Here is a 19,096-nt window from a genome sequence, read left to right as displayed (position 1 = left end):
ACTCGCCGCAAGTGCCAGAAATCGGTGCGTAATGTGGTCATCGCGGTGTGTCAGTAGACACGTATACGTCATTCCAGCGTCGTTCTCCGTTCCCGTCTCGTAGTTTCGAAGGCTGCCGCGGACGGTTCCGAGGCGGAGAGGAAGTGCGCCCGGTGACCGCGACGACCGACCTGCGACTGATCGAGCTTCCCGAGTTCGCCCTGGAGCCGGAGGCCCCGGCGGTGTTCCGCTCCCGGTCCACCCCGGTCCGGCGCACGCTGGTCGACATCCTCGACGCGACGATCGCGGCTCACGCCGATTCCCCCGCGATCGACACCGATGCCGGCACGCTGACCTACCGGCGGCTGTCCGCCGAGGTGGAGGCGCTGCGCGCCACGCTGAGCGGCCACGGGATCGGCGTCGGCGACCGGGTCGGCGTCCGCATCTCCTCCGGTACGGCGGAGCTGTACCTGGCCATCCTCGGCGTGCTGGCGGCCGGTGCCGCGTACGTGCCGGTGGACGCCGACGACCCGGAGGAGCGCGCCGAGCTCGTCTTCGCCGAGGCGGGCGTCTGCGCCGTCCTGGGCGACGGCCTGGACGTGTCGCTGCGGCGTACCCCGCAGGGGCGGCCCGGGCGCCCGGGCCCGATCGACGACGCCTGGATCATCTTCACCTCGGGATCCACCGGCACCCCGAAGGGGGTGGCGGTCCCGCACGGCGCCGCCGCCGCGTTCGTGGACGCCGAGGCGCAACTGTTCCTCACCGGCGACGGCGTCGCGCCGCTCGGGCCGGGCGACCGCGTCCTGGCCGGCCTGTCGGTGGCCTTCGACGCGTCCTGTGAGGAGATGTGGCTCGCCTGGCGGCACGGCGCCTGCCTGGTGCCGGCCGCGCGGTCGCTGGTGCGCAGCGGCGTCGACCTGGGCCCGTGGCTGGCCGGGCAGCGCATCACGGTGGTGTCCACGGTGCCGACGCTCGCCGCGCTGTGGCCCGCCGAGGCGCTCGAGGACGTCCGGCTGCTGATCTTCGGTGGTGAGGCGTGCCCGCCGGAGCTGGCCGAGCGGCTGGCCGTCGGGGGCCGCGAGCTGTGGAACACGTACGGCCCGACCGAGGCGACCGTGGTGGCCTGCGCGGCCCGGATGACCGGCGAGGGCCCGGTGCGGATCGGGCTGCCGCTGGCCGGCTGGGAGCTGGCCGTCGTCGATGCGTCCGGTGAGCCGGTCACCATGGGGCAGACCGGCGAGCTGGTGATCGGCGGCGTCGGCCTGGCCCGCTATCTCGACGCCGCCAAGGACGCCGAGAAGTTCGCGCCGCTGCCCGCCCTGGACTGGGATCGCGCCTACCGTAGCGGCGACATCGTCCGCGCCGAGCCGGAGGGCCTGCTGTTCCTGGGCCGCGGCGACGAGCAGGTGAAACTCGGCGGCCGCCGGATCGAGCTGGGCGAGGTGGACGCCGCACTCCAGGCACTGTCCGGGGTGGCCGGCGCGGCCGCCGCCGTGCAGCGAACCGCCGGCGGCAACCAGCTCCTGGTCGGCTACCTGGTGCCGCACGACGGCGACGACTTCGACCTGGCGGCCGCCAACCGGCGGATCCGCGAGCAGCTCCCGGCCGCGCTCGTCCCGCTGCTGGCCGTGGTGGACGGGCTGCCGACCCGCACCTCGGGCAAGGTGGACCGGGCGGCGCTGCCCTGGCCGCTGGCCGCCGGCGCGGAGACGGCCGGGGAACTGACCGCGACCGAACAGTGGCTCGCCGGCGGGTGGGAGGAGATCCTCGGGGTCCGCCCGGCCGAGCCCGCCGCCGACTTCTTCAGCAGTGGCGGCAGCAGCCTGAACGCGGCACAGCTGGTCGCCTGGATCCGGCGGGACCACCCGCGGGTGTCGGTGGCCGACGTCTACCAGAACCCGCGACTGTCCGAGATGGCGAGCGTGCTCGACGGCCTCGGCGCGGAGACGACGGTCCACCGGGCGGTGCGGCCCACGCCCCGGCGGACCGGTTTCGTCCAGGCCCTGCTCATGGTGCCGATGCTGGCGATGGTGGGGCTCCGCTGGCTCACCGTGGTCGCCGCGCTCGGCAAGGTCCTGGGGCTGGTCCCGGCGGTCTCCTGGTGGTGGATCGCGGCGTCCTGGGCGCTGCTGTTCAGCCCGCCGGGCCGGATCGTCATGGCCGCGGCCGGCGCCCGGCTGCTGCTGCGCGGCGTCGGCCCCGGCGCCTACCCGCGCGGCGGACAGGTCCACCTCAGACTGTGGGCGGCCGAACGCTTCGCCGAGCTGACCGGCGCGACCGGGGTGGCCGGGGCGGGCTGGATGATCACCTACGCGAAGGCGCTCGGCGCACGGCTCGGCCGGGACGTCGACCTGCACTCCGCGCCGCCGGTCACCGGGCTGCTCAAACTCGGCCGCGGCGCCGCGATCGAACCGGAGGCCGACCTCTCCGGCCACTGGGTCGACGGTGACGTCGTCCGGATCGGCACGGTACGCGTCGGCGCCGGCGCCCGGGTCGGCGCCCGGAGCACCCTGATGCCCGGCGCGCGGGTCGGCAAGGGCGCGCGGATCGGCGCCGGCTCCACCGTGACCGGCACGGTGCCGGCCGGGCAACACTGGGCCGGTTCCCCGGCCGTACCGGTCGCCGGAAAGAACACGACCGGCTGGCCGGAGCGCCGCCCGGAGCCCTCCCGGCTCGGCGGCCCGTTCTGGGTGGCCGCCTACAGCGCCACCGCGCAACTGCTGGGCCTGCTCCCGGTGCTGGCCGCGCTGCCCGCGATCGCCCTGGTCGGCTGGGCGTTCACCGGCGGGCCCGCCCTGCTCGCCGTCCCGGCCGCGCCGGTCGCCTACCTGGTCGCCCACGCCCTGCTCGTCCTGGTGGCGGTCCGCCTGCTCAGCATCGGCCTGCGGGAGGGGTTCCACCCGGTCCGCGGGCGCGTCGCCTGGCAGGTGTGGACCACCGAGCGCCTGATGGGGATGGCCCGGGTCGCACTGTTCCCGATCTACTCCAGCATGTTCACCCCGGTGTGGCTGCGCCTGCTAGGGGCGAAGGTGGGCCGTGGCGCGGAGATCTCCACGGTGCTGGCGGTCCCGGCCATGACCACCGTCGACGATCACGCGTTCCTGGCCGACGACACGATGGTGGCCACCTACGAGCTGAGCCACGGCTGGCTGCGGGTCGCCCCGGCCCGGATCGGCAAGCAGGCGTTCCTCGGCAACTCCGGGATGGCCGCGCCGGGCCGGTCGGTGCCCAAACGCGGCCTGGTCGGGGTGCTCTCGTCCGCGCCGCGCCGGGCGAAGAAGGGCTCGTCCTGGCTGGGCGCCCCGCCGATGCCGCTGCGCCGCGTCGTCGAGGCGGCCGACACCGGCCGCACCTTCGCCCCGCCGCTGCGCCTGCGGCTGGCCCGGGCCGCGATCGAACTGTGCCGGGTCGTCCCGGTGATCTGCGCCGGCGCCCTGGCGGTCCTGGTGCTCGCCGTGCTCACGCTGATCTGGCGGACCGCCGGCGGACCGGTGGCCGCGCTCGCCGCCGGGCCGGTGCTGTCCGCCGCCGCGATCGTCGCGGCGCTCACCGCGTCGGCCGCGAAGTGGCTGCTGGTCGGCCGGTTCCGGGCCGGCGAGCGGGCGCTGTGGACGTCGTTCGTCTGGCGTAACGAACTCGCCGACACGTTCGTCGAGGTGCTCGGCGCGCCCTGGCTGTTCCGGTTCGTCACCGGGACGCCGCTGCTGAACCTGTGGCTGCGGACGCTCGGCGCGCGGATCGGCCGCGGGGTGTGGCTGGAGACGCTGTGGCTGCCGGAGTACGACCTGGTCCGTCTCGGCGCCGGCGCGACCGTGAACCGGGGGTGCGTGGTGCAGACCCACCTGTTCCATGATCGGATCATGAGCATGGATGAGGTCACTCTCGGCGCCGGCGCCACCCTCGGCCCGCACGGCATCGTGCTGCCCGGCGCGAGCATCGGCGACCGGACCACCGTGGGCCCCGGCTCGCTGGTCACCCGCGGCGACGCCGTGCCCGCCGACACCCGCTGGCTCGGCAACCCGATCGCGACCTGGGTATGAACCCCCCGGCCTCGCCGGGCGCCGACCGTTCCCCCGATCCCTATCTGCCGGAGCACGGCAACGGCGGCTACCGGGTGCTGCACTACGAACTCGACCTCGACTACCGGGTGGTGTCGAACCGGCTGGCCGGGAAGGCCATCGTCACGGCGCGGGCGGTCCAGCCGCTGTCGCGGTTCAGCCTGGACCTGGCCGGGATGCGGGTTCAGGGGGTGCGCGTCGACGGCCGCCCGGCGAGCTTCGACCACCGGCGGGGCAAGCTCCGGATCAAACCGGAGCGCCCGATCGGCTACGGCGTCACCTTCAAGACCGAGATCCGGTACGGCGGGAAGCCCGCGCCGGTCTCCGGGCGGTGGGGCGACATCGGGTGGGACGAGCTGACCGACGGCGTGCTCGTGGCGAGCCAGCCGAACGGGGCGCCGTCCTGGTTCCCGTGCAACGACCGGCCCGACGACAAGGCCGCCTTCCTGGTGCGGTTCACCGCGCCCTCGCCGTACACCGTGCTGGTCACCGGCGACCTGGTGTCCCGGCGCCGCGGGGCCGGTTCGACCACCTGGGTGTACGAGCGCGACGAGCCGACCGCCCCGTACCTGATGAGCGTCCAGATCGGCCGCTACGACCTGGTGGAGCTGGCCGCCGGTGGGGTGACCCAGCGGGCCGCGATCACACCCCGGGTGCGGCACGCCTTCCGGCACGACTTCGGCCGGCACGGCGAGATCATGACGGCCCTGGAGCGGCTGTTCGGGCCGTACCCGTTCCACGAGTACGTCGTGGTGGTCACCGACGACGAGCTGGACGACCCGGTCGAGGCACAGGGTATGGCCGTCTTCGGGCGCAACCACGTCGACGGGCGGCGCACCCACGAGCGGCTGGTCGTGCACGAGCTGGCCCATCAGTGGTTCGGCAACAGCCTGACGGTCGCCGACTGGCGGCACATCTGGCTCAACGAGGGCTTCGCCACGTACGCCGAATGGTTGTGGTCCGAGGTCTCCGGCGGCGTGCCGGAACATGTGCACGCGGCCCGATGGCACGCCTGGGCGGCGGCGCAGCCGGCGACCGTCGTCGTCGGCGACCCGGGCGTGGACAAGATGTTCGACCCGCGCGTCTACAAGCGCGGCGCGCTGACCCTGCACGCGCTGCGGGTGCGGGTCGGCGAGCAGGCGTTCTTCGCGCTGCTGCGCTCCTGGGTGGCCGAGCACCGGCACCGGACCGTGACGACCGCGCAGTTCCGGGCGCACGCCGCCCGCTTCACGACCGCGCCGCTGGACGACCTGTTCACCGCGTGGCTGGACCGCCCGGTGCTGCCGCCGCCCCCGCGCCTGCTCTGAACCCGTTCCTGTTCGCTTGTGAACGGTTCTGAGTGCCCTTGCTCGCTTCGTGGACACCTGCCTACCCGACTGAACATATTTCAGGGGCGGTCCCACGAAGGGAGCAAGGATGAAACGCATTCTGATGGCGGTGACCGGCCTGGTCGCCCTCGTCCTCGGCGGCCTGGCCCTGCCCCAGCCCGCCAGCGCGGCCACGACGCTGATCTACGCCACCTTCAAGGGCGACGGCGCGGCCGACCAGGAGCTGTGGATCTACCAGTCCACCAACGGCGGCACCACCTACAACGTCCTGTACGACACCAACTTCCGGGGCCCGACCGGGGTGCTGCGCGACCCGAGCATCATCAAGCGGGGCAGCACCTGGTTCATCGCCTACACCTGGCAGTCCTGGACGACGAACTCGACGTACTTCGCGGTGGCCCGCAGCAGCGACCTGCTGAACTGGACCAACATCGCCACGGTCCCGTCCGGGATCAGCAGCACCCGGTTCACCTGGGCGCCGGAGTTCTACATCGAGGGCTCCACGGTCAACATCATCACCAACGTGGCCCAGACGACCTGCTCCAACTGCTTCCGGCCGTACGTCTACACGGCGCAGAACAGCGACCTCACCTCGTGGAGCGGCCCGCAGCAGATGTGGGGCCTCGGCTTCAACCACATCGACGCGTACGTGGTGAAGTCCGGCAGCACCTGGCACTCCTTCGTCAAGAACGAGACCACCAAGTACATCGAGCACTGGACCAGCACCGACCGGCTCACCGGCGGCTGGATCAACCAGGGCACCCTGTGGGCCTCGGGTTACGAGGGGCCGTCCCTGGTCCGGCTGGACGACGGCCGGTGGCGCATCTACATCGACAAGTACACCAACGGCGGGATCTGGACCGCGACCAGCTCCGACCTCAACACGTGGACCGGGCTGAGCGCGGTCGGCTGCTCCGGTTGCCGCCACGGCACCGCCATCCCTCGATGATTGGACCCCCCCATGACACCGTTGCGCCGGCTCCTCGTCCCCCTCCTGGTGACCGCCCTGACCGCGCTGGGCGCCGTCGCCGCCGGCTCGTCGCCGGCGGCCGCCGCCACCAACCAATTCCGCGGCATGAACTGGGCGGTGCTGGGCGACAACTTCAGCACCGGCCCGCTGGTCGTGCAGGGCCTCAGCTCGTCGGACAGCAACGCGACGGTCCGGGCCAAGGCCAACGCCCTGTACGACGACATGGCCGCGATCGGCGTCAACACGGTCCGGCTGCCGATCAACACGCACACCGTCGGCACCACGTGGTGGGAGAACTACCGGGGCGCCATCGACGCCGCCACCGCCCGCGGGTTCAAGGTGATCCTCGCCTACTGGGAGGACGGCGCCGCCTCCGGTGGCCGGATCACCAACATCGCCGCCTGGAACACCATGTGGTCGAAGGTGACCTACCAGTACGGCGCGAACACCAACGTGTACTTCGAGCCGATGAACGAGCCGCACGGCTACACCTCGGCGGAGTGGCGCAACGTGGCGGCGACCTGGATGAGCTACCACTACTCGGCGGTGCCGGCCCGGACGCTGATCGGCGGCACCGGGTACAGCCAGGACCTGCGGGACGTGTGCAACGACAGCCGGTTCAGCGGCACGCTGCTCTCGTTCCACCACTACGCGTTCTTCTACAGCGCGATGACCTACGACGCCTTCCGCAGCCACATCCAGACCCGGCTGGGCAACTGCGCCTCCCGCGCCGTGGTGACCGAGTTCGGCGCCCCGATGTCGACCGGGCTCAACTACGGCGACGCGAACAGCACCGACAATTTCGTACGCCACATCCGCGCCGTCACCCAGGTGATGCGGGACAACCAGATGGGTGGCACCTACTGGCCGGCCCTGGGCGGCAAGCCCACCGGCACCTCGGGATTCGACTACTACTCGATGTTCGCCTTCAGTGGCAGCGGCACCAACCTGAATCTGGCCGTCCGGAACGCCTCCGGGCGCGACCGCATCCGGTACGGCTGGGGCCTCTGACGCTCGGAACGGACCGGCCCCCTGCCGCGGCACGCGCGGCTGAGGCAGGGGGCCGGTCCATGTCGAGACATCCACGGCACGGGTGGAGCCGCGTGCCGGGGCCGCGACCGCGGTCCTCCCCGGCGGTTGGCCCGGTGGTGTGAAGCCCGGCACGCCGGAGATCTCCCGGGCGGCCCGGCCGTCCGCGTGACCCTATTCTGGTGGCCCCCCGGCCCGGGGGAGGCAGGTCACGCCCTCGACCGGATCCGGAGTAATCGGGATGTATGCGCTCGGTATCGATCTGGGAACCACCTACACGGCCGCGGCCGTCTGGCGCTCCGGCCACGCCGAGATCGTCTCGCTGGGCAGCCGGTCGGCGGCCGTGCCCACGGTGGTGCTGCTGCGCGCTGACGAGACCGTCCTGACCGGCGAGATCGCCGGCCGTCGTGGGCTGACCGAGCCGCACCGGGTCGCCCGCGAGTTCAAGCGGCGCCTCGGCGACCCCACGCCGATCCTGCTCGGCGGGGCGCCGTACTCGGCCGAGTCGCTGATGGCCCGGATGCTGCGGGCCGTGATCGACGAGGTGTCCTCCCGCGAGGGTGGTGAGCCGAACGCGATCTGCGTCTCGCATCCCGCCAACTGGGGACCGTACAAGATCGATCTGTTGTATCAGGTGATCCGGCTGGCCGGCATCGAGCAGCCGGTCCAGTTGATCACCGAGCCACACGCCGCGGCGGTCTTCTACGCCCGGCAGCAGCGGCTGGAGCCGGACGCGACGGTTGCCGTCTACGACCTCGGCGGCGGCACCTTCGACGCGGCGGTGCTGCGTAAGACCCCGGACGGGTTCGAGCTCCTCGGCAAGCCGGAGGGGATCGAGCGGCTCGGTGGCGTCGACTTCGACGCCGCCATCTTCGCCCACGTGGCCGGGGCCCTCGACGGTGCGCTGGACGACCTCGACGAACGAGATCCGGCGGTGACCGGCGCGGTCGCCCGCCTCCGCGAGGAGTGCGTGCAGGCCAAGGAGGCGCTGTCGGTTGACACCGACGTGACGATCCCGGTGCTGCTGCCGGCTCTCACCACCGAGGTCCGGCTCACTCGCGACGAGTTGGAGGCGATGGTCCGCCCGGTGCTGGGTGGCCCGATCGAGGCGCTGCGCCGGGCCGTCAAATCGGCCGGAATCGAGCCGGCGGACCTGCACTCGGTGCTGCTGGTCGGCGGCTCGTCGCGGATTCCGCTGGTCGCGCAAATGGTGGGCGCAGCGTTCGGCCGGCCGGTGGCGGTCGACGCCCACCCCAAGCACGCGGTGGCGCTCGGCGCCGCCTGGCATGCCGGCGCCTCGATCGCCGAGGCCCAGACGGCGCTGGTGCTGCCTGAGGCCGTCGACCCGTGGGCGACCGGCGCCGCGGAGGCCGTCGGCCAGCCCTGGCCCGACGGCACCTGGACGGTCCTTCCCGAGGCGGTTCCGACGCAGCGGTCCGCACCCGCCGGAGCACCGGCCGGGCCGACCGAGGCCGTCGCGACGGCCGCCGGGTCGTCCGCTCCGGTCGTGACGCCCGCCGGGTCGTCCGCTCCGGTCGTGACGCCCGCCGGTGCGCCCGCTCCGGCCGCCTCGTCGCGCCGACTTCCCGCTCTCGTGGCCGGCGCCGTGGTGGCGTTGCTGGCCGGCGTCACCGGCGCCGTCTGGGCCGTGGACCGGTTCGGCGGCACCGCGGAGAAGAAGAGCCCGGCGACCGAGGCCGGCATGCACAGCCCGCAGCACACCCCGGCCGCGGGGACGGCCGCCTCGCCGAGCGCGAGCGTCCCGGCGAGCGCGGCCGCCGCCCCGGTGCCGGCCGACGAGGCGTGCACCGATCAGATGAAGCAGAGCCCGCGCTGGGTCTGCCTCTCCCGCGCCACCGTCCGGGACGGCAAGTTCACCATCTGGTACGAGGCGGACTGGAACGGCGAGACCCCGGACACCGTGAAGGGGTTCCACCTGCACGTATACGGCGGCGACGGGCAGAGTCCCGACGAGACGACGATGGGCAGCCAGGCGACCGCGCACGGCGACTACTACTTCGAGGACCGGCAGCCCTCGGTGCGCAGGACCAGCGACGCCGACTTCGAGGCCGTCGGCGACGCCCCGAAGGTGTGCGCCCGCATCGCCAAGAGCGGACACGGGCTGGCCCGCGCCGCCGACGGCAGCTACCACACCGGGAACTGCATCCCCATCCAGCGCGACTGACGAGCCGCCCGCGCGAGGGACGGCGGACTTCGCGCGAACATGTCCGAAGCTGTTGCCTTCTGTTGACTTCACATATGCAAATAGTTCAGTGTGTTTGCAGTGCCGTCGATCGAAGGGAAACAATCGATGCCCCGATCACCCGGGAGAACCCTGCTCCTCGCCGTCCTGCTGGTTCTCTCCGTCCTCGGCGTGCCCGCCGCGCCCGCCTCCGCGGCGCCGCCGGTGCACGGTCTCAAGGGTGAGTACTTCCGGATGTCCGCGCCGGGCGCCCGGGACTTCGCCGAACTCGGCGGGATCGTGCTCGACGCGAACATCGATCTGCCCGGTCTGGCCGGCACGTTCGAGTCGCTGACCGGGCGCACCGAGCACACCACCGCCCGCTGGACCGGGAAGATCACCGCGCCGGCCACCGGCGACTACACGTTCTCCATGATCGGCGACAACGGGTTCCGGTTCCTGATCGACGGGCGGCCGGTAATCGACCACTGGGTCGGTGACTGGGACCGTGAGCAGGTCAGCGCCCCGGTGCCGCTGGTGGCGGGGGAGGCGCACGACGTCCGCATCGAGATGTTCCAGGACGTCGGCGGCGCGAACCTGTTCCTGCGCTGGTCGGGCGCCGGGCTCGACAGGCAGATCGTTCCGGAGAGCGCTTTCACGCCGCCGGACGGCTTCCAGATCTTCCCGGTCGCGTTCACCGTCCAGCCGGACGGCCGGACCCTGATCGCCGACTTCGACGCGGCCGTCGACGACCTCGGCACGCCGGCCGAGCACCTCAGGGTCGAAGTGGACACCACGGCTTTCCCGATCCGGAGCGTCCGTAAGAGCGGTGACAAGGCGGTCGTCACCCTGGCCGAGAAGATTCAGAAGAACCAGCGGGTCCGGGTCAACTACGACGGCAACGGCGGGCTGATCGTCGGCGGCGAGACGGTTCCGCAGGTCATCCGCTCGGCGGTCAACACGTCCACGCACCGGCTCACCACGCCGTGGGGCGACCGGGTCGACGAGCGTCATCCCCTGCCCGAATACCCGCGTCCCCAGTTGATCCGCAAGGACTGGATCAACCTGAACGGGCCGTGGGAGTTCGCCGGCGCCCAGGCCGGGGAGCAGCCGGTCTTCGGTAGGACCCTGGGCGAGCGGATCGTCGTGCCCTACCCGGTCGAGTCGCTGCTGTCCGGCATCGAACGGCGCGAGGACCACATGTTCTACCGCAAGCTCGTCACCGTTCCCCGCGGCTGGACCGGCAAACGCATCAAGCTGAACTTCGGCGCCGTCGACTACGAGGCGAAGGTGTGGGTCAACGGCACGCTGGTCACCACGCACACCGGCGGCTACACGGCCTTCACCGCCGACATCACCGGCGCGCTCCGTAGGCACGGGCCGCAGGAGATCATCGTCGCGGTCACCGACGTGACCGGGCCGAACCAGCCGAAGGGCAAGCAGTCGCTGAACCCGGGCGGCATCGTCTACGAGCCGTCGTCCGGCATCTGGCAGACGGTCTGGATGGAGCCGGTCGCGCCGGCCGCCGTCGACGGCCTCGTCGTCACCCCCGACGTCGCGACCGGGTCGGTCGTCGTCCGGGTCGAGTCCGCGGTCGGCGCGACGGCGGTCATCGTGGCCCGGGACAGGAAGGGCAGGATTGCGGGTAGGGCCGTGGCGAAGACCAACACCGACGTCCGCCTGAAGATCGATGAGCCGCGTCTGTGGAGCCCGGACGACCCCTACCTCTACGACCTCGACGTGCGGCTCGGCAGCGACGCCGTCCGCGGCTACTTCGGCCTCCGTGAAGTCGCCGTACAGAATGTCGGTGGATTCCCGAAGCTGGTGCTGAACGGCAAGCCGATCTTCTCGCTCGCCACCCTCGACCAGGGCTTCTGGCCGGACGGCCTGTACACCCAGCCCAGCGACGCGGCCCTGCGCTTCGACCTGGAGGAGACGAAGAAGCTCGGCTTCAACGCGGTCCGCAAGCACATCAAGGTCGAGTCGGCCCGCTGGTACCGGCACGCCGACGAACTCGGCCTGCTCGTCTGGCAGGACTTCGTCTCCGCCGACATCAACAGCACGGCCGGTCAGGAGACGTTCCTGAGTCAGGGCCGGGAGATGATGCGCCAGTTGCACAATTTCCCGTCGATCATCGGGTGGATCGTCTTCAACGAGGGCTGGGGCGAATGGGACCGTACGACGACGGGACAGATCGCCACCGCCGTCAAGATTGACGACCCGTCCCGCATCGTCAATGCGCACAGTGGCGTCAACTGTTGCGCGTCCAAGGGTGACTCCGGCAAGGGCGACGTGATCGACCATCACGACTACGTCAACAATGATCCGCCCTACCCGGACGCCACCCGCATCGCGATGGACGGTGAACACGGTGGCTTCACCCTGCGTACCCCCGGGCACATGTGGCCGGGCACGCCCGCCGTCATCTACAGCGGCGTCGCCGACAAGGCCGCGCTCACCGCGAAGTACGTCGACAACACCGAGCGCTTCTACCTGGAGGCGGCCGGCGCGGAGCTGTCCGGGTCGGTCTACACCCAGATCACCGATCTGGAGACCGAGCTCAACGGCCTCTGGACCTACGACCGGCGAGAGATCAAGGTCAACCCCGCGGCGGTACGGGCGGTGAACGCGAAAGTGATCGCGGCCGGGGCGGCGTCCGGTCAGGCCCGCACCTACCCCGGGCACGGCGCCTGGGACCTGGACGAGGGCAGCGGCACGACCGCCCGCGACAGCGGCGGCGACAGTCACCTCACCCTGACCGGCGACACCGCGTGGGCTCCCGGCGTGAGCGGCACGGCGCTGCGGTTCGACGGTGACGGCGACCACGCCGACACGGTGGCGCCGGTGCTCGACACCACGAAGGACTACACGGTCGCGGCCTGGGTGACCCTCGACGAGCTGCCCGGCAACTACGCCACCGCGCTCAGCCAGGACGGCCGCCGCACCGAGAACCCCTTCTACCTCCAGTACGGGCAGGGTGCCTTCGCGTTCAGCACCCCCGGCGGCAACCGGGCCCGGCTGGTCACCACGCCCGAACTGAACCGCTGGTACCACCTGACCGGCGTCCGCGACCACACCACCGGCGAGATCCGCCTCTACGTCGACGGCCGGCGAGCCGCCACGGTCCCGGCCGGCCCGGACGTGGTGAGCACCGGCCCGCTGTCGGTGGGCCGGGCGAAGTACGCGGGCAACCGCACCGACTTCTGGTCCGGCTCGATCGACCGGGTGCACGCCTACGACCGCAGCCTGACCGACGAGGAGGTGTCCGCCCTCTACACGGCCGAGGCCGCCTGACCGCTCGGGTGAGGATGGCCGGGTCGGCTGACCCGCTCGGGTGAGGATGGCCGGGTCGGCAGCCCGTTTCGGCGCCGGGATCGTCCTGATCCCGGCGCCGGACATCATCCGGCAGGCAGGGCGTCCAGGCGGTCGCGCAGATCGTCGGCGTCGGGGTGGCGCAGCGACTCGAGGATCCGCAGCCCGCGCTGCCACGCCGCACGGGCCGCCGCCACGTCACCCATCGCGAGACACGTGTCGCCGAGGCGGCCGGCCACGTCCGCCTCCTCGTAGCGGCACCCCAGCTCGGCCTGCGACTCCAGGGCCTCCCGGAAGTCCGCGGCGGCCCGCTTGTGCTCGCCGAGCCCGTGGTGGGCGGCGCCCAGCGTGTCCAACGTCGCCGCCAGCCCGGCCAGGTGACCGACCCGGCGTTGCAGGGCGGCGGCCTCCCGGCAGAGCTCGACCGCTGTCGCGTGCTCGCCGAGCCGGTTGTGCAGGTGACCCGCCATGTTGAGCGAGAAGCCCAGCACCGCCGGATCGTCCGCCACCCGGGCCAGGGCGATCGCCCGCTCACCGTGGGCCAGGCCCTCCGGCAGCCGGTCCGCCTGCTCGTACGCCCAGGCCAGCAGGTAGAGACAGTTCGCCGCCCGGCCGAGATCGCCGATGCCGCGGCACAGCTCGTAGGCCCGTTCCAGATGGGCCACCGCGTCCCCCGGCTTCCCGGTCTGGAGGTGCGCGGTGGCGACGACCCGGTGCGAGAACGCCAGCGCCCTCGGATCGCCGAGCCGTTCGGCCGCCGCGAGCGCCGCGGTGTGCACCCGGGCCCACTCCGGCCAGTCGCCGCCCCGGTCCAGGAACTCACCCATGCCCCAGGCCAACTGCCAGGCCGCACGATCCCTTCCGGTACGCGCGGCGAGCTCGAAGACGGCGAGCAGCACCCGCTGCCCGGCCGCGAACCAGGCCAGCGCGGCCGCCTCGTCACCGAACCGCTCCACCGCCCCGGCCCGGTCGCCACCCAGCCGTCCGGCGAGCAGGTCCACGGCCTCGCGGTCGCCGAGCGGCCGCAGCGACAGCGGGTACGCGTTCTCCGCCACCACCAGCCCGGTCAGCTCTCGCCGGCTGGTCAGGACCGCGAGGCAGCCGTCCGGTGGCAGCAGGCCCCGGACCTGCTCGGCGTCCGCCACGTTGTCCAGCACGACCAGCACCCGGCGGCCGGCCAGCGTCCGGCGGTAGAGCACTGCCGCGTGATCCGGATCGGCCGGCACCTGATCACCCGGCACACCCAGGGACAGCAGCAGGTGGCGCAGCGCCTCGCCGGTGCCCACCGCCCGGCCCGGATGGAAACCGCGCAGATTCAGGTACGTCTGCCCGTCCGGGAACCGGTCGGCCACCCGGTGCGCCCAGTGCAGCGCCAGGCTGGTCTTGCCGACCCCGGCCATGCCGCTGATCACGATCGGCCGTCCGTGGCCGCCCGTCCCGTCCAGCCGGGCCAGTTCGTCCAGCCGGGCCAGCTCGGCGGCCCGGGCCACGAAGGCGCGCTGCGGCGGCGGCAGATCCCGGGGGACCGGCGCGGTGCGGCGGCCCGGTGCGGCCCGGCGGCGTTCCTCCTCGATGCCGTCGCGGACCCTCGCCAGCATGGCCGTCTCGGCGGCGGTGGCGCCGAGGATCCGGATCAGGCTGTCGAGCCGGTCGGCCGGGGGCAGCACCCGCCCGGTGAAGTACTCGCCGACCATCCCGTGCGACCAGCCGGCCCGCTCCGCGATGTCGCGGTAGGACAGCTGCTTGCGGCCGGTCTGCCGGGCCTGGCGCCGGCGCAGCCGCCGCAGCACCTGTCCCAGGTCGGCCGGCGTGGCGGGGTCGGTCGGCAAACCGGGGACTCCTCGGCGGGCGGGGGAAGCGGCACCCGCGAGCCTAGGGCCTGTCGGGTGGGTCACCCAAGTGCCCGGGGGAAGTCCCGGACGGGGGCTCGGGCCTCGCCGTGGCGCTGGATGACCCACCGGACAGGACCTGGGTCAGCGGCCGGCGGCGAGGATGTCGCGGGCCTCCCTACGGTGCTTGACGACCTGGCCCAGCGCGCTCGGGACGAGGATGAGGGTCGCGATGCCGGCCGGCAGGCTCACGGTGAACCAGCCGTCGGACTCGCCCTCCACGACCGGCTGTCCGGCGTGGCCGAAGAAATAGTTCGCCGCGACCGCGAAGACCACCAGGCTCAGCAGGGCGGTGATCAGCCAGGCCCGGGCGCGCAGCGTCTCGCGCTGGACCCGCTCCCGCACCGGCAGGGCGGTGATGCCCTTGAGGCGCAGCCGCTCCTGCCGGAGGGCGGCCTTGCCCTCGGCGGGCGTCAGGCCCAGTTCGGTCAGCATCCGGCGGTGCGGGACCAGCAGCACGGCCCCGACCGCGACGCCGAGCGGCCCGCCGAAGCTCGCCAGCTGGGTGGCGCCGCTGGCGATCGCGACCGCCAGCACCGCGCCCATCAGCACGACCACCGCCACGGCCGAGAGCCTCAGCTGGTGATTCGAGCGTTTCAACCGGTCCAGCTCGTCCGCGTTCAGGTCGCGCATCGTCTCCCCCAGTCTCCGTGCCGTTCCGGCCGCCGGAATCTACGCGGGAAGATGCCGTGCCGGGTTGCCCGCGGCGTGCCGGACGGTGTCATGTGACCATGCTGAGCTGCGGTGATATCCGGTTCGCCGAGATCGGCCGGTGTCCGGCGGTGTCCAACGCGAGGCCCGGAGTGCCGAAATTCAATCGATGGACATCGAAGCTTGACCCTCCATTGAATCGTTAACATACTCAAGAAACCGCGAGCCGCCCCGAGGCTCGTTCCGCCCGCGCTTTCCCCGAGCGCGGTCCGTGTGTCCCCGTTCCTGCACACGATGGGATCCCCATGCACATCGCTGCCCTACCCCGAAAGGCCGTCGCGCTGGCGGCCACCACCCTGCTCCTGCTCGGCGGCGCCACCTCCGTGGCCGCCGCCGAGAGCGGCCCCCTCGCGGCTGTCGCGCCGTCCGCCCGTACCACTGAAGATCTTGATCGTGGTCTGATCGCTCTGCGCACGTCACGGGGGAACTTCCTGTCGTGGCGGCTGCTCGCGTCGGACCCGGCCGGAGTGGCGTTCAACGTCTACCGCGGATCGGTCAAGATCAACGCCGCGCCGATCGCCGCCGGCACGAACTACACCGACGCCGGCGCCCCGGCCGGCGCGTCCTACACCGTGCGGCCGGTCGTCGACGGCGCCGAGGCCGTCACCCTGGCCGCCGAGGAACCCAGCGTCGGGCTGCTGGCCGCCTACCAGGACGTGCCGATCCAGATCCCGTCCGGCGGCACCACCCCGGACGGGGTGGCCTACACCTACTCGGCCAACGACGCGTCGGTGGGCGACCTCGACGGCGACGGCCAGTACGAGATCGTCCTCAAGTGGGACCCGTCGAACGCCAAGGACAACTCGCAGTCCGGCTACACCGGCAACGTGTTCATCGACGCCTACAAGCTCAACGGCACCCGGCTGTGGCGCATCGACCTGGGCCGCAACATCCGGGCGGGCGCGCACTACACCCAGTTCCAGGTGTTCGACTACGACGGCGACGGCAGAGCCGAGGTCGCCATGAAGACCGCCGACGGTACGAAGGACGGCGCCGGCGTGGTGATCGGCAGCTCGAGCGCCGACTACCGCAACTCGTCGGGCTACATCCTGTCCGGTCCCGAGTTCCTGACCGTGTTCAACGGGCAGACCGGGCGGGCCATGGCCACCGCCGACTACGTGCCCGCCCGCGGCACCGTCTCGTCGTGGGGCGACTCCTACGGCAATCGGGTCGACCGGTTCCTGGCCGGGACCGCCTACCTCAACGGGTCGTACCCGAGCATCATCATGGCCCGCGGCTACTACACCCGCAGCGTGATCGCCGCCTGGGACTTCCGCAACGGCACGCTGACCCGGAAGTGGACGTTCGACAGCAACTCGTCCACCAACGGATCCGCCTGGGCCGGGCAGGGCAACCACCAGCTGTCCATCGCCGACGTGGACGCCGACGGGCGTGACGAGATCCTGTACGGCGCGATGGCGGTCGACGACAACGGCTACGGACTGTGGACCACGGGCCGGGGACACGGCGACGCCTACCACGTCAGCGACCTGATCCCGAGCCGCTCGGGGCAGGAGGTCTTCAAGGTGTCCGAGGACGGGTCCAAGCCGGCCATGTGGATGGCGGACGCGCGTACCGGTGCTCTGATCTGGTCGACCGCGTCGTGCGGCTGCGACAACGGCCGGGGCGTGTCCGCCGACGTCTACGCGGGCAGCGCGGGCGCCGAGTCGTGGTCGTCGGCGGTCGACGGCCTGCGCAGCGCGAGTGGCGCGAACCTCGGCCGCAAGCCGTCGTCGACGAACTTCGTGATCTGGTGGGACGGTGACGCCCAGCGGGAGCTGCTCGACCAGACCCGGATCGACAAGTACGGGACCGGCGCCGACACCCGGCTGCTGACCGCCAGTGGCGTGCACTCGAACAACGGCACCAAGGCCACCCCGTCGTTGCAGGCCGACATCCTCGGTGACTGGCGGGAGGAGGTCATCTGGCCGACCACGAACAACACCGCCCTGCGGATCTACTCGACCACCGACTCGACCAGCATCTCGCGGGCCTCGCTGATGCAGGACCGGCAGTACCGGGAGGCGGTGGCCTGGCAGAACACCGCGTACAACCAGCCGCCGCACCCGAGCTTCGCGATCGGCTGAGTGGGGGTTGCGGGGGCGGGCGACCGCCCCCGCAACCGCTTAACCGAGGCGCCAGTTCTGGGCGGCCAGGCTGTTGCAGGTGTAGAGGGAGAGGCGGGCGCCGTTGGCGGCGTCCCAGTTGTAGTTGTCCAGGCAGGTGTTGCCGGCGACGTTGCGCAGCGAGAACCAGCCGCTGCCCCGGTCCAGCACGATCCACTGCTGGCTGGTGGAGCCGTTGCAGGTGTAGAGGCCGACGTCGGCGTTCGCGGCGGTGCTGGCGTTGATGTTCGACAGGCAGGTGCCGGTGTTGCGGTTACGGATCTCGTAGTACGACCCGTTCTTGTAGGTCAGCTCGAAGTGCTGGGCCGTGCCGCCGTTGCAGTCGTAGAGGCGGACCAGCGCGTTCAGCGTGGTGTCGCGGTTGTAGTTGTCGACGCACCGGTTGCTGTGCTGGCCCCGGATGCCCGGGTTGGTGACGGTGCTCGGGATCGGCTGGCCGAAGAAGGGGTCGCCGTTCTCCCGCCACAGCAGCTGCTGCATGCGGGTGTGCCGGTTCGGGTCGGTCAGCGCGTCCGGCGTCGGGGTGGCGTAGTCGCGGGCGTGGTAGACCAGCATGTCGGTGACGCCGTCCTCGGCGACGGTGAAGCTGCCGTGGCCGGGGCCGTAGACGCCGTTCGCGGTCTGGAAGACCGGGTTCGGGTGCTTGTACCAGGACGCCGGGTTGAGCAGGTCGCTGGTGTCCCACGAGGACAGCAGGCCCAGCTTGTAACGGGAGTCGGTCGCGGACGCCGAGTAGGCGATGTAGACGCGGCCGTTCTTGACCAGCGGCGACGGCCCCTCGACGACGCCGGCGACGCCCTCCTTCTCCCACGCCACGGTGGGCCGGGCGATCTCCACGGCGGTGCCGGTGATCGCGGTCGGGCCGTTCATCCGGGCGAGGTACATGTGGCTGTTGAAGCTGGTGGACGGGCTGTCCTGGGCCCAGGCGAAGTAGCGGACGCCCTTGTTGACGAAGACCGCGGCGTCCAGCTGGAACGACTCCCAGCCGGTGTTGAAGCGCTGCGGGGCGCTCCACGTACCGGTCATCGGGTTGGCACTGGTGTTGCGGATCCAGTAGAGCCGCTGGTCGAACTGGGCGGTGTTGGGCGACGCCGAGAAGTACATGTACCAGGCGCCGTCGATGTACTGGATGTCGGGCGCCCAGATCCAGCCGCTGAGGGCGCCGCTGGACGGGGCGACGAACGCGTTGCTCGTGGCGGCGGTGCCGAGCCCCTGGAGGGTGGTGGCGCGGCGCAGCTCGACGCGCTTGTAGTCGGGCACCGACGCGGTCATGTAGTAGTAGCCGTCGGTGTGCTTGAAGATCGCGGTGTCGGCGCGCTGCGAGACGACCGGGTTCTTGACGCTGATGTATTGGGCGGACGCCGGGGAGGCGAAGCCGGCCAGCAGCACCACCGTCACGGCCAGCGCGACGGTGAGCTTGCGACGGATTCGAGCACGAAGACCCATCGATGACTTCCTTGTGGGTGGGGGACGGGGATGTGTGATCGTTAACATGCACGTCGATCACCCGTC

The 19,096-nt window shown here is 71.8% G+C and carries 10 protein-coding genes; 7 read left to right on the top strand and 3 right to left on the bottom strand.

Going from position 1 to position 19,096, the window contains the following annotated elements:
• Window positions 1-152 precede the first annotated feature (152 nt).
• The 6 genes from IEZ13_RS26730 (at window position 153) to IEZ13_RS26705 (ending at window position 12,840) form a co-directional block, all read left to right on the top strand.
• Window positions 153-4,019, top strand: a complete 3,867-nt coding sequence (locus tag IEZ13_RS26730; RefSeq protein ID WP_183223916.1) for a Pls/PosA family non-ribosomal peptide synthetase — start codon at window positions 153-155, stop codon at window positions 4,017-4,019.
• Complete coding sequence (locus tag IEZ13_RS26725; protein WP_183223914.1) at window positions 4,016-5,344, top strand: M1 family metallopeptidase; 1,329 nt, start codon at window positions 4,016-4,018, stop codon at window positions 5,342-5,344. The genes IEZ13_RS26730 and IEZ13_RS26725 overlap by 4 nt, the downstream gene beginning before the upstream one ends.
• Before the next feature lie 109 nt (window positions 5,345-5,453).
• On the top strand, window positions 5,454-6,314 hold the full coding sequence (locus tag IEZ13_RS26720) for a glycoside hydrolase family protein (protein WP_229795064.1): 861 nt from the start codon (window positions 5,454-5,456) through the stop codon (window positions 6,312-6,314).
• 12 nt (window positions 6,315-6,326) lie between these two features.
• The gene (locus tag IEZ13_RS26715) at window positions 6,327-7,346 is read left to right on the top strand and encodes a glycoside hydrolase family 5 protein (RefSeq protein WP_229795061.1); all 1,020 of its coding nucleotides are present in this window, start codon (window positions 6,327-6,329) and stop codon (window positions 7,344-7,346) included.
• Window positions 7,347-7,605: 259 nt separating this feature from the next.
• Complete coding sequence (locus IEZ13_RS26710) at window positions 7,606-9,549, top strand: Hsp70 family protein (protein ID WP_183223912.1); 1,944 nt, start codon at window positions 7,606-7,608, stop codon at window positions 9,547-9,549.
• A 126-nt stretch (window positions 9,550-9,675) separates the two neighbouring features.
• A complete protein-coding gene (locus IEZ13_RS26705) occupies window positions 9,676-12,840 on the top strand; it encodes a LamG-like jellyroll fold domain-containing protein (protein WP_183223910.1) in 3,165 nt (1,054 codons plus the stop codon).
• A 104-nt stretch (window positions 12,841-12,944) separates the two neighbouring features.
• On the opposite strand, the gene IEZ13_RS26700 is transcribed toward IEZ13_RS26705, so the two are convergent.
• Both IEZ13_RS26700 and IEZ13_RS26695 read right to left on the bottom strand, forming a co-directional pair.
• Window positions 12,945-14,687: a helix-turn-helix domain-containing protein gene (locus IEZ13_RS26700; protein WP_183223908.1), complete on the bottom strand. Its 1,743-nt coding sequence runs from the start codon at window positions 14,685-14,687 to the stop codon at window positions 12,945-12,947.
• Window positions 14,688-14,831: 144 nt separating this feature from the next.
• Window positions 14,832-15,380, bottom strand: a complete 549-nt coding sequence (locus IEZ13_RS26695) for a hypothetical protein (protein WP_183223906.1) — start codon at window positions 15,378-15,380, stop codon at window positions 14,832-14,834.
• Between the two features lie 323 nt (window positions 15,381-15,703).
• Between IEZ13_RS26695 and IEZ13_RS26690 the strand changes: the two genes are divergently transcribed.
• On the top strand, window positions 15,704-17,545 hold the full coding sequence (locus IEZ13_RS26690; RefSeq protein ID WP_183223904.1) for a rhamnogalacturonan lyase: 1,842 nt from the start codon (window positions 15,704-15,706) through the stop codon (window positions 17,543-17,545).
• 39 nt (window positions 17,546-17,584) lie between these two features.
• Here the strand turns inward: IEZ13_RS26690 and IEZ13_RS26685 are convergent, their stop codons facing one another.
• Window positions 17,585-19,030: a family 43 glycosylhydrolase gene (locus tag IEZ13_RS26685; RefSeq protein ID WP_183223902.1), complete on the bottom strand. Its 1,446-nt coding sequence runs from the start codon at window positions 19,028-19,030 to the stop codon at window positions 17,585-17,587.
• Between the last annotated feature and the right edge of the window lie 66 nt (window positions 19,031-19,096).

This window comes from Actinoplanes campanulatus, assembly GCF_014647795.1.
GTDB lineage: Bacteria > Actinomycetota > Actinomycetes > Mycobacteriales > Micromonosporaceae > Actinoplanes > Actinoplanes campanulatus.
This window is presented reverse-complemented; position numbering and strand designations above follow the sequence as displayed.

Bases quoted from the DNA above. Each gene is read 5' to 3' on its own strand.
- IEZ13_RS26725 (WP_183223914.1), top strand. From the start codon at position 4,016: ATGAACCCCCCGGCCTCGCCGGGCGCCGACCGTTCCCCCGATCCCTAT.
- IEZ13_RS26720 (WP_229795064.1), top strand. From the start codon at position 5,454: ATGAAACGCATTCTGATGGCGGTGACCGGCCTGGTCGCCCTCGTCCTC.
- IEZ13_RS26715 (WP_229795061.1), top strand. From the start codon at position 6,327: ATGACACCGTTGCGCCGGCTCCTCGTCCCCCTCCTGGTGACCGCCCTG.
- IEZ13_RS26710 (WP_183223912.1), top strand. From the start codon at position 7,606: ATGTATGCGCTCGGTATCGATCTGGGAACCACCTACACGGCCGCGGCC.
- IEZ13_RS26705 (WP_183223910.1), top strand. From the start codon at position 9,676: ATGCCCCGATCACCCGGGAGAACCCTGCTCCTCGCCGTCCTGCTGGTT.
- IEZ13_RS26695 (WP_183223906.1), bottom strand. From the start codon at position 15,380: ATGCGCGACCTGAACGCGGACGAGCTGGACCGGTTGAAACGCTCGAAT.
- IEZ13_RS26690 (WP_183223904.1), top strand. From the start codon at position 15,704: ATGCACATCGCTGCCCTACCCCGAAAGGCCGTCGCGCTGGCGGCCACC.
- IEZ13_RS26685 (WP_183223902.1), bottom strand. From the start codon at position 19,030: ATGGGTCTTCGTGCTCGAATCCGTCGCAAGCTCACCGTCGCGCTGGCC.